This is a genomic window from Gordonia prachuapensis (assembly GCF_036350515.1).
Lineage (GTDB): Bacteria > Actinomycetota > Actinomycetes > Mycobacteriales > Mycobacteriaceae > Gordonia > Gordonia prachuapensis.
Window position 1 is genome coordinate 46,430 of the sequence record NZ_JAZDUE010000005.1, and the last position, 14,579, is coordinate 61,008.

General features: G+C 69.4%; 13 protein-coding genes. 5 read left to right on the forward strand and 8 right to left on the reverse strand.

Annotated features, from left to right (window positions below):
- Positions 1–114: 114 nt before the first annotated feature.
- Positions 115–2,079 carry a 1-deoxy-D-xylulose-5-phosphate synthase gene (gene dxs, locus V1Y59_RS07310; RefSeq protein ID WP_330504164.1) on the forward strand — a complete coding sequence of 655 codons (1,965 nt, stop codon included), beginning with the start codon at positions 115–117 and terminating at the stop codon, positions 2,077–2,079.
- A gap of 24 nt (positions 2,080–2,103) precedes the next feature.
- Here dxs and V1Y59_RS07315 read toward each other — a convergent pair whose 3' ends face one another.
- Positions 2,104–3,378, reverse strand: coding sequence for a ribonuclease D (locus V1Y59_RS07315; protein ID WP_330504165.1), 1,275 nt, complete (start codon positions 3,376–3,378; stop codon positions 2,104–2,106).
- Positions 3,379–3,396: 18 nt separating this feature from the next.
- Complete coding sequence (locus tag V1Y59_RS07320) at positions 3,397–4,017, reverse strand: DUF3000 domain-containing protein (protein WP_330504166.1); 621 nt, start codon at positions 4,015–4,017, stop codon at positions 3,397–3,399.
- A 68-nt stretch (positions 4,018–4,085) separates the two neighbouring features.
- Between V1Y59_RS07320 and hemE the strand changes: the two genes are divergently transcribed.
- From hemE to hemQ, 3 genes are read left to right on the forward strand one after another with little or no spacing between them, the layout of a single operon-like run.
- Entirely contained in the window at positions 4,086–5,153 is a 1,068-nt protein-coding gene (gene hemE, locus V1Y59_RS07325) for a uroporphyrinogen decarboxylase (RefSeq protein ID WP_330504167.1), read from the forward strand.
- Complete coding sequence (locus V1Y59_RS07330; protein WP_330504168.1) at positions 5,153–6,547, forward strand: protoporphyrinogen oxidase; 1,395 nt, start codon at positions 5,153–5,155, stop codon at positions 6,545–6,547. Before hemE ends, V1Y59_RS07330 begins: the two co-directional genes overlap by 1 nt.
- 51 nt (positions 6,548–6,598) lie before the next feature.
- Positions 6,599–7,294 (forward strand): hydrogen peroxide-dependent heme synthase, encoded by a 696-nt coding sequence (hemQ, locus tag V1Y59_RS07335; RefSeq protein WP_330504169.1) that lies wholly within the window; start codon positions 6,599–6,601, stop codon positions 7,292–7,294.
- A gap of 680 nt (positions 7,295–7,974) precedes the next feature.
- Here the strand turns inward: hemQ and msrB are convergent.
- The 4 genes from msrB to V1Y59_RS07355 all read right to left on the reverse strand — a co-directional run bounded on the left by msrB (position 7,975) and on the right by V1Y59_RS07355 (position 12,246).
- On the reverse strand, positions 7,975–8,418 hold the full coding sequence (msrB, locus tag V1Y59_RS07340; RefSeq protein WP_330504170.1) for a peptide-methionine (R)-S-oxide reductase MsrB: 444 nt from the start codon (positions 8,416–8,418) through the stop codon (positions 7,975–7,977).
- Positions 8,415–9,710 carry a glycosyltransferase family 87 protein gene (locus V1Y59_RS07345; protein WP_330504171.1) on the reverse strand — a complete coding sequence of 432 codons (1,296 nt, stop codon included), beginning with the start codon at positions 9,708–9,710 and terminating at the stop codon, positions 8,415–8,417. Before V1Y59_RS07345 ends, msrB begins: the two co-directional genes overlap by 4 nt.
- Before the next feature lie 71 nt (positions 9,711–9,781).
- Positions 9,782–11,383 carry an alpha/beta hydrolase gene (locus tag V1Y59_RS07350; RefSeq protein ID WP_330504172.1) on the reverse strand — a complete coding sequence of 534 codons (1,602 nt, stop codon included), beginning with the start codon at positions 11,381–11,383 and terminating at the stop codon, positions 9,782–9,784.
- Between the two features lie 71 nt (positions 11,384–11,454).
- On the reverse strand, positions 11,455–12,246 hold the full coding sequence (locus V1Y59_RS07355) for a dihydrofolate reductase family protein (protein WP_330504173.1): 792 nt from the start codon (positions 12,244–12,246) through the stop codon (positions 11,455–11,457).
- A 37-nt stretch (positions 12,247–12,283) separates the two neighbouring features.
- On the opposite strand from V1Y59_RS07355, the gene zapE reads away from it, so the two are divergent.
- Positions 12,284–13,297 carry a cell division protein ZapE gene (gene zapE / locus V1Y59_RS07360; protein ID WP_330432157.1) on the forward strand — a complete coding sequence of 338 codons (1,014 nt, stop codon included), beginning with the start codon at positions 12,284–12,286 and terminating at the stop codon, positions 13,295–13,297.
- 4 nt (positions 13,298–13,301) lie between these two features.
- Here zapE and V1Y59_RS07365 read toward each other — a convergent pair whose 3' ends face one another.
- Together V1Y59_RS07365 and V1Y59_RS07370 are read right to left on the reverse strand one after the other, a co-directional pair.
- Positions 13,302–13,862: a GNAT family N-acetyltransferase gene (locus tag V1Y59_RS07365; protein ID WP_330504174.1), complete on the reverse strand. Its 561-nt coding sequence runs from the start codon at positions 13,860–13,862 to the stop codon at positions 13,302–13,304.
- Positions 13,863–13,905: 43 nt separating this feature from the next.
- A complete protein-coding gene (locus tag V1Y59_RS07370; protein ID WP_330504175.1) occupies positions 13,906–14,544 on the reverse strand; it encodes a carboxymuconolactone decarboxylase family protein in 639 nt (212 codons plus the stop codon).
- Positions 14,545–14,579 lie beyond the last annotated feature (35 nt).

The following is a 14,579-nucleotide window of genomic DNA, read 5'->3' on the forward strand; positions in this document are numbered from 1 at the left end:
TCGGTCCGTAGACTGTCGGGAAACACCGATCGCGGCCGGGGGCCCGATGCGGATCGCACGCCATCAGCCCGGCGTGCCGCCGATCCGGATTCGACGACAGTGATGGAGGACTTGATGGGCGTGCTCGAGAGGATCGGTTCGCCGGCCGACCTGGCTGCGCTGTCGTCCGAGGAGATGGAGGCGCTGGCCACCGAGATCCGCGAATTCCTCATCGACAAGGTGTCGGCGACGGGTGGACACCTCGGACCCAACCTCGGTGTGGTCGAGTTGACCCTCGCCCTGCACCGGGTGTTCGAGTCGCCGCGGGACCCGGTGATCTTCGACACCGGCCACCAGAGCTACGTGCACAAGATCGTCACCGGTCGGCGTGCCGGCTTCGACGACCTACGTAAGCAGGGCGGTCTCACCGGCTACCAGGAACGTGCGGAGAGCGAACACGACTGGGTGGAGTCGTCGCATGCCTCGGCGGCGCTGTCGTATGCCGACGGGCTCGCCAAATCCTTCGAGCTGACCGGACAGGACGACCGCACGGTCGTCGCGGTGGTCGGCGACGGTGCCCTCACCGGCGGTATGTGCTGGGAGGCGCTGAACAACATCGCGGCCGGCGACCGGCAGGTCGTCATCGTGGTCAACGACAACGGCCGTTCGTACGCGCCGACCATCGGCGGTCTGGCCCGTCACCTGTCGCTGTTGCGACTGCAGCCGGGCTACGAGCGGTTCCTGGACGAGAGTCGGCGCGCCGTCAAGCAACTCCCGGTCGTCGGCCAGCCGGCCTACGCGGTGCTGCACGGCATGAAGAGCGGACTCAAGGACCTCATCGCACCGCAGGCGATGTTCACCGATCTCGGCCTGAAGTACGTGGGTCCGGTGGACGGCCACGACGTCGGCGCGTTGGAGTCGGAACTCCGGCGCGCCAAGGCTTTCGGAGGACCAGTGATCGTGCACACGGTCACCCGCAAGGGCATGGGGTATGCGCCGGCGGAGAATCACGAGGCCGACCAGATGCACTCCACGGGTGTCATCGACCCGCGCACCGGTCGCGCCACCAGCGTCGCGCCGCAGGATTGGACGTCGGTGTTCTCGGCGGCGATCGTCGAAGCGGGTTCGCGTCGCGACGACATCGTCGCGATCACCGCGGCCATGCCCGGCCCGACCGGGTTGGCCCCGTTCGGGGAGAAATTCCCGGACCGTATGTTCGATGTCGGCATCGCCGAGCAGCATGCGGTGACGTCCGCGGCGGGTCTCGCACTCGGCGGCCTGCACCCGGTCGTCGCGATCTACTCGACGTTCCTCAACCGCGCGTTCGATCAGCTGCTGATGGACGTGGCCCTGCTGAAGCTGCCGGTGACCCTCGTGCTGGACCGTTCCGGCATCACCGGACCAGACGGCCCCAGCCACCACGGCATGTGGGATCTGTCGCTGATGTCGCTGGTGCCCGGACTCCGGGTCGCCGCACCCCGCGACGCCGTCCGCCTGAGGGAGGAGTTCGACGAGGCCCTCGGCGTCAACGACGGCCCTACTGCGGTTCGTTTCTCGAAAGGCGCAGTGCCCGAGGACATCCGGGCAGTCGAGCGGCTCGACGACGGTGTCGACGTGCTGCACCGCGCCGCCCCTGGGGTCGGTGCCGCGGCGGGTGACGTGCTGATCGTCGGTGTCGGTGCCTTCTGTGGACTGGCGGTCGACACCGCCGAACGCCTGGGTCGTCAGGGCATCGACACGACCGTGGTGGACCCGCGGTGGGTGCTGCCCGTGCCCGAGTCGATCGCGACGCTGGCGGCCCGGCATCGACTGGTGGTCACGTTGGAGGACAGCGGGGTACGCGGCGGCGTCGGATCCGCGGTCAGCGCGGCGCTCTCCGAGGCCGGGGTGACCGTGCCGGTGCAGCACCGCGGAATCCCGCAGGAGTTCGTCGCCCACGCCTCCCGGGGGCAGATCCTGACCGGATTCGGGCTCACCGCACAGGATCTCGCCCGCAGCATCACCGCCACGGTGGCGGAGATGCACTCGGCGACCGACCCCGACGACACCGCAGACCTCTCGAGTCCGGACCTGTCGAGCGCACCCGACGGCGACAACTGACCGGCTCGGCCTCCGCGTACCGGCTCAGCCGGTCTCGACTTCGTTGAGCGCGGCGGCGAGGGCGTCGACGGTCAGGTCGCGCTGCCACGGTCGCGCTCCCTCGGCGGCCAGTCGGGCGTCGACGGCCTCGGGGGAGGCGGGGAGATCGACACCCTCCCAGCACAATTGACGGACGACGTCCGGGGCGAGCAGATTCTCCACCGGCAGCGCATTGGCCTCGGCGATCTCTTTGATCACCGGCCGCACCCGCGCCGCGCGCGCGGCCGCCTCCGGGTTGCGCTGATCCCACCGGTTGATCGGCGGCAGACCGATCGTCGGCGACTTGCGTGGGGGCAACTCGGCATCGGACAGGTCGCGGGCCCGCTCGAGCGCACCCAGCCAGATCCGGGCCTGACGCCGTTGCCGTGGGCCGCCGAACACCGGCAGCCGGGTCAGTTCGGCATGCGTGGCCGGATTCGCGGTGGCCGCCGTGACGATCGCCGAATCCGGCAGCACCCGGCCCGGCGCCACGTCGCGGCGCTGCGCGACTTCCTCACGGGCGGTCCAGAGTTCGCGGACCGCCGCGAGCGTGCGGGTGTTCTTGATCGTGTGGATGTTCGACGTCTTGCGCCACCGGTCCGGCCGCGGTGGTGGCGGCGGACGGTCCAGCACGAACTGGAACTCCTCGCGGGCCCACCGATCCTTCCCGGCCTCGACGAGTGCCGCGTCCATCGCATCGCGGAGTTCGATGAGCACTTCCACGTCGAGCGCCGCGTAGTTGAGCCAGTCCGCGGGCAGCGGGCGGCGCGACCAGTCGGCGGCCCCATGACCCTTGACCAGTCCGAGGCCGAGGAACTGCGCGACCATCGCGGCGAGATTCACCCGATTCAGACCGAGTAGTCTGCCGGCCAGTTCGGTGTCGTAGAGCTCGCGGCAGACGAAGCCGACTTCGCGTAGACAGGGCAGATCCTGGTCGGCCGCATGGAGCACCCACTCGGGTCCGTCGAGGGCGGCGATGACCGGCGCGAGACCGGCGGGGTCCTCGACGGGGTCGAGCAGAAACGTGCCGGCGCCGGCACGCCGTATCTGGATGAGGTAGGCGCGTTGCGAATAGCGGTATCCCGACGCGCGTTCGGTGTCGACCGCGATCGGCCCGTCGGCGGCGGCGATCGCTTCGGCAGCGGCGGCGAACTCGGCCGCGGTGACCAGCACCGGCGGCACGCCTCCGGCCGGTGCCAGTAGCGGTGTGGTCGGCTCCTCCTGGGGCGCCGGGTCCGGTTGCGGTCCGGTGGACCGGTCGTCACCGTCACCGTCACTCATCCGACACCCGCCGCCGGCTCAGGCCGAACCCAGATCGGTGACACCCGCCGGCGGCAGGCCGGCCGCCGACGACAACACCTCGCAGAATGCCTCGAGATGACCGGCCAGGTCGAGTCCGTCGGCCGTCCACGACGCCCGCAGTTCGAGTTGGTGGGCGCGCGGAGGGCCGGCGATGTCGCCGTAACGCACGGACGTCGTCGAGGTGACGGTGCCGCCCAGGGCCTTCACCATCACTCCGCTCGCCGGCGACGTACCCGAGGTCTCGCCCGCGGGGACCCCGAGCGCATCCGCCAGCCAACTCCAGGCCACCTCGGGCAGCAGCGGGTCCATCGCCAGCGCCGCCTCCACCTCGGCCTGCACGTACGCCACCAGGCGCATCGTGCCGTTCCAGGCGTCCTGGCCGGCCGGGTCGTACAGCAGGATCAGCCTGCCGAAGGAACTGCCGGCGGAGTCGACCGGGACATCATCCGCGTCGTCGCCGCTGCGGACCTCGGCGCCGACGGCATAGCTGTAGGGGGCCAGACGCTGCGGCGGACGGATGGGCCCGACCTCGATCTCCGGCCGGATCCGCGCGGCATGCAATGACGACACCGCGGCGCGGAAGTCAGCAGGCTCTGTCGGAGCTCCAGGAGAGGACACGGTTCGACGGTAGGTCCGGCCACCCCACCGTGGTCGGAGGCGCGCCGAGACGTGGCAGAGTAGGGGTGATGTCCGAGATGATGCGATCCCGCGCGCGCCGTGCGCACCCGTTCCCGCTCGTCGCCGCGGCCACCGGCGGCCGCCCCGAGAGGCGCCCGGTGTGGTTCATGCGACAGGCCGGCCGGTCGTTGCCCGAGTACCGAGCCATTCGCGCCGACCACGGCATGCTCGAGTCGTGCTTCGACCCGGAGCTGGTCTGTGAGATCACGATGCAGCCGGTCCGACGTCACGACGTCGACGCCGCCATCCTGTTCTCCGACATCGTGGTTCCGCTGAAGGCGGCAGGCATCGACCTCGACATCGTGGCCGGCACCGGGCCGGTGATCGCCGATCCCGTGCGTACGGCCGGCGACGTCGCGAATCTGCCTCGCCTCGATGACCATTCGGTGGGTGCGATCGCAAACGCGATCGGTCTGCTGCTGGACGAACTGCCGGACCGGACCGCGCTCATCGGGTTCGCGGGTGCGCCGTTCACCCTGGCGTCCTATCTGATCGAGGGCGGCCCGAGCCGGCACTACGAGCGCACGAAAGCGCTGATGTACGGCGACCCCGACACGTGGCATGCGCTGATGGGGCGTCTCGCCGACATCACCATCACCTTCTTGCGGGTCCAGCTCGAGGCCGGGGTGGACGCGGTGCAGCTGTTCGACTCCTGGGCGGGCATGCTGTCGCTCGCCGACTATCAGACATTCGTCGCCCCGCACAGCGCCCGCGTGTTCGCCGAGATCGCCGACCACGACGTCCCGCGCATCCACTTCGGCGTCGGCACGGGCGAACTGCTCGGCGCGATGGCCGATGCGGGCGCCGACGTGATCGGTGTCGACTGGCGCGTCCCGCTGCACGAGGCGGTCCGTCGAGTCGGCCCGGGCAAGGCGGTCCAGGGCAATCTCGATCCGACCCTGCTGTTCGCCGGACCCGAGGTGGTCGAGCGTGAGGTCCGGCGCGTCGTCGCCGATGGTGACCGTGCGGTGCGCGCCGGCGCGACCGGACACATCATGAACCTCGGTCACGGCGTCCTGCCGGGCACCGACCCCGAAGTGCTCACCCGAGCGGTCGAGCTGATCCACAGCCTCTGATGCCGGCTCGGCGCATCGCGGTCGTCGGCGGTGGCATCTCCGGTCTGACGGCCGCCTATCGACTGCGTCGTGCGCTGGGCGACGACGCCGACATCGATGTCTACGAGGCCGGACCCCGCGTGGGCGGCGTCCTGCACACCGTCGACGTCGGCGGGCGGATGGTCGACGTGGGCGCCGAAGCGTTCATCGTGCGCCGGCCGGAGGCACTCGAACTGATCCGGGAACTCGGCCTGGCCGACCGGGTCGTCTCGCCGACCTCGCGGCGCCCGGCGGTGTGGTCGAACGGTCGCCTTCATCGGCTGCCGACACCCGCATTGATGGGCATCCCGGCCACCCCGGAAGCCGTGTCCGACCTGGTGGAGCCCGCGGACCTGGAGCGAATGGCGCAGGAGTCGACGCGGCCACTGTCGTGGCGGGCCGGCGACGACCCGTCGGTCGGCGAGCTGGTGGCCGACCGGTTCGGACCATCGGTGGTGGCGCGCAGCGTCGACCCGATGCTGGGCGGGGTCTATTCGAGTCTGGCCGCCGACATCGGCGTGCGCGAAGCCCTTCCGGCGTTGTCGGCGGCGCTCGATCAGGGTGCGGCCAACCTGACGGCCGCGGTGGCGGATCTCACGGCCAAGGCCACCGGTGCCGGTCCGGTGTTCGGCACGCTGGTGGGTGGGTATGCGGTGCTGCTCGACGCACTGACCGAGGCAGCCGGTGTCCAACCGCAGATGTGTCGCCACATCCGCGAACTGGCCCCGGAGAACGGTGGCTGGAGTCTGGAGGTCGAACGCGACCGCCACGTCCACTATGACGGTGTGGTGCTCGCCGTGCCGGCCTGGCAGGCCGGTCACCTCCTGCGCCGGACAGCGCCGGCGATGGCGGCGCCTCTGCAGGCCGTACCGCGCGCATCGTCGCTGATGGTGTCGATCGCGCTGGAGCCCGGCACGGAGTTGCCGGACCATTCCGGGGTCCTCGTGGCGACTGGGGACACGTTGCGGGCCAAGGCCTTCACCTTCAGCTCCCGGAAGTGGGCCCATCTCGCCGACGACGGTCCGGTGTCCGTGCGCGCGTCCTTCGGCCGGTATCGGGCGCCGATCCCCGACGACTGCATCGAGGAGGGCGTCGACGACAGAATCCGCGCCGAGGCGCTGGAGGATCTCGACGCCGTGTGCGCCGCAGCCGGGGTCGGGGCGCCGTCGGGGAGAGTGCGCGCCACCTACGTCCAGCGGTGGACCAACGGTCTACCTGTCTATGCCCCCGGTCATCTGGCGTCGATGGCCGCCGTCGAGGCGGCGCGACCTGCCGGCCTGGTGCTCGCCGGCTCGGCCTACGCCGGTGTCGGGGTGCCCGCCTGCATCGGGCAGGCCGGGCGGGCGGTGTCGGCACTGCTCGGTGATCTGGTCTGACCGACCTGACCTGACTGATCGTTCGCACGGTCGCGGTGGCACCATGAACCCATGAGCCGATTGGACTACGCAGAACTCAACGCCACCATCCGCTACCTGATGTTCTCGGTGTTCGCGGTCCGCCCCGGCGAACTCGGCACCGACCGTGACCAGGCCAAGGCCGACGCCACGGACTTCTTCAAGTCGCTCGAGGACTCCGGTGTGGTGGTCCGCGGCGTCTACGACGTCTCCGGTCTGCGCGCGGACGCGGACTACATGATCTGGTGGCACGCCGAAGAACTCGAGCAGCTGCAGGCCGCCTACGCGAGGTTCCGTCGGGAGACGGTTCTCGGGCGCGCCAGCGACGCCGTGTGGAGCAACGTGGCGCTGCATCGTCCGGCGGAGTTCAACAAGAGCCACATCCCGGCGTTCCTGGCGGGGGAGGAACCGGGCAACTACATCTGCGTGTACCCGTTCGTGCGGTCCTACGAGTGGTACCTGCTGCCCGACGAGGAACGCCGCAAGATGCTCGCCGACCACGGCAAGGCCGCGCGCGCCTACAAGGACGTCCGTGCCAACACGGTGTCGTCGTTCGCGCTCGGCGACTACGAGTGGCTGCTCGCGTTCGAGGCCCCCGAACTGCACCGCATCGTCGACCTGATGCGTGACCTGCGTGCCACCGAGGCGCGGCTGCACGTGCGCGAGGAGACCCCGTTCTTCACCGGCCCGCGGGTGGAACCGACCGCGCTGATCGATTCGCTGCCCTGACGCCTGCGCCGGTTGAGAAGCGGCGTGCGTACCCCGGTTGAGTGGCCGCGTGCGTACCCCTCGCTGGGTTGAGTGGTCGCGTGCGTACCCCCCGTTGGTTGAGTAGCGGCGTGCGAGCTTGCGAGCCCGGCGCGTATCGAAACCTGGTGTGGGTGATCTCGATACGCCGACTCGCTGTCGCTCGCCGGCTACTCGATCGGCGGATGGGACTCGCGCGTACCCCTCGCTGGTTGAGTAGCGGCGTGCGAGCTTGCGAGTCCGGCGCGTATCGAAACCTGGTGTGGGGGATCTCGATACGCCGACTCGCTGTCGCTCGCTGGCTACTCGATCAGCGGTTGGGGCGTGCGTACCCGTCGTTGGTTGAGTAGCGGCGTGCGAGCTTGCGAGCCCGGCGCGTATCGAAACCTGGTGTGGGGGATCTCGATACGCCGACTCGCTGTCGCTCGCTGGCTACTCGATCAGCGGTTGGGGGGGGTGTCGAGGGTGTCTGCTTTGCTGGTTGAGTAGCGGCGTGCGAGCGTGCGAGCCCGGCGCGTATCGAAACCTGGTGCGGGTGATCTCGATACGCCGACTCGCTGTCGCTCGCCGGCTACTCGATCAGCGGATGGCGTGCCGGCTACTCGATCAGCGGTTGAGGTGCCCGGCTACTCGATCAGCGGTCGGGGTGCTCCGCTACTCGTTCAGCGGTCGGGGGTCGCGGGCTCCAACTTCAGGCTGATCGAGTTGATGCAGTACCGCAGATCGGTGGGAGTGTCGTAGCCCTCACCCTCGAAGACGTGACCGAGGTGACTGCCGCAGTTGGCGCACAGTACCTCCACGCGGCGCATCCCCAGCGAGTTGTCGGCGCGTTCGATGATCGCGTCGCCGGCGAGCGGGGAGAAGAACGACGGCCACCCGCAGTGCGATTCGAACTTCTGCTCGCTGCGGAACAGTTCGGCGTCGCACGCACGGCAGCGGTAGACACCGATGGTCGTGGTGTCGGTGTACTCGCCGGTGAAGGGGGCCTCGGTGCCGGCCTGCCGCAGCACCCGGTATTCCGCCGGTGTCAGCCGTTCACGCCATTGGTCGTCGCTGATCGACCGGGCGTCGGTGGACTCGGATTCGGCGGGAGTGTTCGGACTCATTTCTCCACGGTAGCCACTGCATCGACACCGTCGCCACCGTCGCCACCGTCGCGCGAACGGTCGGTCAGCGCCGGATCGGCAGCCCCACCGCCGGCGTCGCCGGAGAGCGACGTGACACCGTCGCGGCGCATGTCCAGGTAGCGGAACAGCAGGGAGCAGAACATTGCGATCATCAGCAGCGACCAGCCCCAGGTCACCTTGTTGTACTCCAGCATCCGGCCGAACGCGATCCATTCCTCGGAGTAGTACGCGTCGAAGGTCATGCACCCGTAGACGCCGAGCCAGGCCGGCCAGTTGCGCATCGTGGAGCCAGGGAGGAACACGGTCATCAACAGCGGGAACAGCAGCATCGAGTAGTAGCCCTGGCCGAGCGCACCCACGAGGAACTGGGTGGCGAGCAGGATGCCGCTCGACGTGGCGAGCCACAGCAGTTCGTCGGTCCGCCGGTAGTAGCGGTACAGGAACCAGAGTCCGAAGATCGCCATCGCCACGAACGCGATCCGCAGAAGCAGCACCAGCCAGTCGGCGACGCCGAAGTAGGCGCCGTTGCCCGCGATCGAACTGTTGTAGTAGTCGCGCGCCTCGCCGAGATACGGCACGGTCCGCGTCACGAACGATCCGGGATCGGCGATCAGCGGCCACGCGACGATGTTGAGAATCAGTGGGATACCGATCGCGGTGATCAGTACCCGCCACTGCCGATTGAGCAGCGGCAGCAGAAGCAGCGGGATCAGCACCGGCTTGACCGCGACGACCAGGCCGATCGGAACCCCGGCCCACAGGTCTCGGCGGCGCATCATCAACAGCATGAAGGCGAGCATCCCGAGCAGCACGAACGAGTTGAAGTTGGTGAAGATCAGGGTGTGCGAGACCGTCTCGGTGCTGAAGAAGAAGAACAGGATCACCGGGACCACCCACGAACGCGCGGAGAACCCGAACAGCTTGGCCAGCAGGAAGGCCGACGCGACCAACGCGACAACGCTGAGCACGATGAAGATCCACCGCGACCGTTCCGGGTCGATCACGGCCATCGGTGCCATGAGCAGAGTCCCGGACGGGGGGTACAGGTAGTGCGGATCGACGGTGTCGAGATTCTCGGCATAGACCGGCTGACCGTTGAGGAACTGCAACGCGGCCTGGTACACGGGCCGGAAGTCGTCGGTCCGGTCGCCGTTGACGGCAAGGATGACCGACCGCTGGAAGATCATCATGATGGAGATCGGCCACAGCACCATCGGGATGATCCGCTCAAAGGTCATCTGCGGATGGAGGTACCTGTCGAGAATCGCCACTCGCGAACCGTACTACGTGCGGGGTGCCGGATCCGCATGCCGTGCGACGTTTCCGCAGGCTTTGCCGACGCTCAGCTGGGGCAGCCGCGGTCGGTCGGTTCGCCGAGCGGCTCGTCGCCCAGATACTGCGCGACGATCTCGGCCGCGCAGGCACTGCGCGCCAGGACCGAATAGCCGAGCCCGTTCCAGGTCACCCGCGTCGGCGTGGTGCCTGCCTTGATGAACAGACCGCCGAGCGCCTCGGCGCCGCCACCCCCGTTGATCGGGTCGTTGGCACCGTCGAGCAGCAACGGATCCACCGGGAGCGCGCTGGGCGGATTCACCGGCGTCGACGACGCCCAGGCGTTGCATCGCATGAGCGACAGGGCGCTGTCCGCGCCGGTCAACGGGTTCTGTCGGGACCACGAGTCGATCAGGCCGGGGATCTCGTTCTGGCCGACCGGACCGCTGACGTCGTTGCAGCGCGACACCAGTTGGCCGTCGGTGATGCGGAGCGTCGCGGCCCGGTCGGCGAGCCGAGTGAGTGCCCCGACGTCGCCGCGGTCGGCGGCGGCGATGGCTGCCGCCAGTTCGGTTACCGATTCCGGCCGGTCGGTGGCCAGGGCCAGCGACGTGGTGATCGCGGACAGGGCCTCGGTGTCCGAGAGTCCGCCGAGATCACCGGCGCGCCCCTTGGCGAGGACGCCGGCGATCCGGGCGGTGCCGTCGGCACCGAGCGGACACGACCCGGTCGCGTTGCAGCGCTGGGCGAAAGTCCGCAGCGCTGCCTGGACGCCGGTGGCGCGCAACGCGGCACGGTCGCGGGCGTTGGCGCCGAACGGAGTGGGGGTGTCGAGGATGATCCGTCCGGCGCGACCGGAGAAGTTGCCGGCGTAGGCGAGAACCACGTCGGACCCTTCGCCCACGCCGACGAGCGCGAGCTGGTCGACGCCCCAGGCGATGCGCAGCGCCTCGATGTCGGCAGCGGCGAACGCCTCGCCGAAGTCGAGCTGGTGCGGGTCGAGCGTCTCGGTGCAGCCGTCGGACGCCGACGACGCGGCACGTGCCAGACGGTCGACCCGCTGCTCCTGCGACGCCGGCCCCTCGGCCAACCCGTTGCTGAGCATCGCGGCGCGCTCGAACCGCGTCATGCAGTCGATCTCGCTGCTCGCCGCGCTGCCACGTCGGTCGACCGCGACCACCGGATGCCGGGCCAGCACGGACCGGCCGGGACTGGTCGCCAGCATCATCAGCGTCCGCGAGGACGGCACGTCGGACCCGGATGTGAGCACCAGCGGCGGCGCGTCGGCGGGAGTGGCCTCGACGCGTGCGCGGGTGAGCGCGACGGTGAGGGTGTCGCCGGTCGGGCGGTACGGGTTGACCGGGACGCTCAGCTCCGCACACTCGACGGAGACACCGCCCGGCGCATCGATGCCCCACCGTCCGGCGGACTCCCGCGCGCAGTCGGTCCAGTCCAGTTCGTTGCGGGGCGCCTGGATCGGTGGCGGTCCGGCAGGCGCCGACGACGACGTCGGCGCCTCGGCGGCACCGTCGCCGCCGGTGACCACGTCGGGTCCGGGGTCCGGGCCCACCGCGCACGAGCTGACGCCGACGATGGTCACGGTCGCCGCGGCCACCGACAGCACCGCGGCGCGCCACCGACCACTGGCCTTCCGCCGGGGTGCTCGTCGCATGACCGCGAGCCTAGTCAACGGTTCCGGTGCCGCGACCGAGCCGGTGCGGCGCACAGTTCGATCCAGTGGCGTCACGCATCGTCGGCGCTCGCCCGGACCCAGCGGGTGAACACGAACCCGTCGTCGTCGGTGATGAACGAGTCCGGCCGCATCCGACGGAGTTCGGCCGGCCCGTCGCCCCCGATGATCCGCCCCGCGTCGCCGCCGACCAGAGTGGGACTGGTGGTGACGCACAACTCGTCGAGCACATCAGCGGCGACCAGCGCCCCCAGCAGCGACGGGCCGCCCTCGCTCAATACGCGAATCCACCCACGCTCGGCGCACACGTCCAGCACCGTCGGCACGTCGACGGTGTCCGCGCCGCAGTCGATGAGCGTGGCGCCCGCGTCGGCCAGCGCCGACCGGCGATCGGCGGGCGCCGACTCGCAGGTCAGGACCACCGTGTCCGCATGTGCCAGTGGGGGATAGTCGTCGGGTATCGACAGCGATCTCGACAGTAGGGCGAGCGCTGGCGCAGGGGCCTGTTCGCGGGCCGCGCGGTCGGTGGCGAACGCGTCGTCGGGCGAGGGCTGGCGATACCCCTCGGTGACCGCGGTGCTCGCACCGACCAGGACGACGTCGGCCAGCGCCCGCAACACGCGGAACACCACCTTGTCGCCGGGTCCGCCGAGGCCGCCGGACCTGCCGTCGACGGTGACCGCGCCGTCGATCGAGCTGACCATGTTCGCCCGAACGCAGGGCCGCGGCAGGCCGGGGGGCGACGACGGTCGCGGTGGGTAGGCGTACTGCTCGGCGAGCCACCGCAGCGTCGCGGCCTCGTCGTCGGCGGATGTGAGTTGGGTCGCTTTCTGTAGACCGAACATGCGTCCATCATGGCCGAGGTCGATACGCTGCCTATCTATGACCGCACGACTATGCGACCGCAACCCGACGGTCGCACCCGAGGCGCTCATCGGCGAGATGGTGCCCCCGTCGACGTTCGACTCGGTCAGCTTCGACTCCTACATCCCCGACCCGGCCGAACCCTCCCAGGCCGAGGCCGTGGCCAAGGCCCGTGACTTCGTCGCCCGGGCGGGCAAGGTCCGCGGCGGCAAGCGTGGACTGTTCTCCCGCAAGTCGACGGGGCAGGGGATCGGGCTCTACCTCGACGGCGGATTCGGTGTCGGCAAGACCCACCTGTTGGCCTCGATCTACCACTCGCTTCCGGAGCCGAAGGCGTTCGCCACGTTCGTCGAGGTCACCCATGTGGTCGGTGCGCTCGGATTCGTCAACGCCGTCGAACGCCTGTCGGAACACACCGTGCTGTGCATCGACGAGTTCGAACTCGACGACCCCGGTGACACCATGCTGGTGTCGCGGCTGCTGACCGAGCTCACCGCCAAGGGGGTGTCGATTGCCGCGACGTCGAACACGTTGCCCGGGCAGCTCGGCGAGGGACGGTTTGCCGCGCAGGACTTCCTGCGGGAGATCCGCAAACTGTCGTCGGTGTTCGAGACCATTCGTGTCGACGGCCCGGACTATCGTCACCGTGATCTGCCGCCGGCGCCGGAACCGCGCACCGACGCCGAACTGAAAGAGTTGGCCGACGCCACCCAGGGCGCAACGCTCGACGGCTTCGACGAACTGTGCGAGCACCTGAGTACCCTGCATCCGTCGAAGTACAAGGACCTCGTCGACGGGGTGTCTCTGGTGTGCATCCGTGATGTGCATCCGGCGCAGGATCAGTCGGTGGCGCTGCGCATCGTGGTGCTGGCCGACCGTCTGTACGACGCGAACATCCCGGTCACCGTGTCCGGCAACAAGCTCGACGAGATCTTCACCGAAGAGATGCTCGCCGGCGGGTATCGCAAGAAGTACCTGCGCGCGACGTCACGCCTGCTGGCGTTGTCGCGGTTCGCGGAGTCCGCGGTCTGATCGGTCAGTCCAACGGCTGCACATAGATGTAGTCGTGCTCGATGCTGCCGTTGAGGTCGAAGGTCTTGACACCCGACCGACGGAATCCCATCTTCTCGTAGAACCGTTGCGCGCGTTCGTTTTCCTGATTCACGCCGAGCCAGGCCAGCACGCTGCCACGCTCTCGGGCGAGTCGGAGCGCGGCATCCATCAGCGCGTGCGACGGGGGTGAGGTGCGGCCGCGTGCGTGATGATCGGCCGCGACATACATCTTCGAGACCTCGGTGACCGGCCGTCGGGTCACCACCGCTGCCACATCCGGGTGCGTGGGTGCCGTGTGCACGACGAGGCAGTAACCGATCACGTCGCCGCCGATGCCGTCGCGTGCCACGAGCACATCACGATCGGCCGCGACGATGTGGCCGGCGAAGCTGTCCGCATCGAGGTTCGACGTGACGAACGCGGCGATGTCCTCGGCGGTCGAGTGCGGTGGACACGCCAGCGGGAACGTGGCCGCCGCCAACGCCGCGACATCCGGAGCGTGCACGGCGTCGGTGACGATCTCGATCAGCGCGGGCTCTGGCACGCCCGCAGCCTACGCCGCCGGCGCGGGCAGGCGCCGGCCGGCGTCACTCGCCGGCGAGGTCCGCGGAAAGATCGGCGACCTGCACGTCGTCTGGGATCTCGACCTCCGCGATGCGCTCGGGTACGTCGTCGAATTCGAGACGCAGGGCCTTGCACATGGTCGCGTGCATGTCGTACATCGCGGTGATGTAGGTGAGTTGGAGGATCTCCGCCGGCGGCAGGTGTTCGCGCAGCACCTCGAACACCCCGTCTGGGACGCGTCCCCCGTCGAGCACGAGCCCGTCGGTGTAGGCCAGTACGGCGCGTTCGAGCGGGGTGAACAGGTCGCTGACCTGCCAGGCCGGGATGGCCGCGATCTTCTCCTCGGGCATGCCCAGCGACCGCATCTGTTTGCAGTGTTGGGAGAAGACGAACTGACTGCCGCGCGCGAAACCCGCACGGCCCTGACCGAGTTCGCGCAGCAGCGGGTCGACGGTGGCACCCCGATAGAGGGCGAATCCGCGCACGGCATGCCCGAAGACGTCTGGGTCGTTGGCGAACACGGTCCACCAGTCGCCGGGCGTCGCGTGGATCGTGCCGTGGTCGACCGCCGGGTCCTTGTCCGGGCCGAAAAGCCGGTCGTAGAAGAAGAGGATCTTCTCGTCGGTGACGTCGGCTCGGTGGACTTCGGGAAGGCGTGGCATCTGTTCCTCTCGGATGATCGATCGTGCCGGTCAGG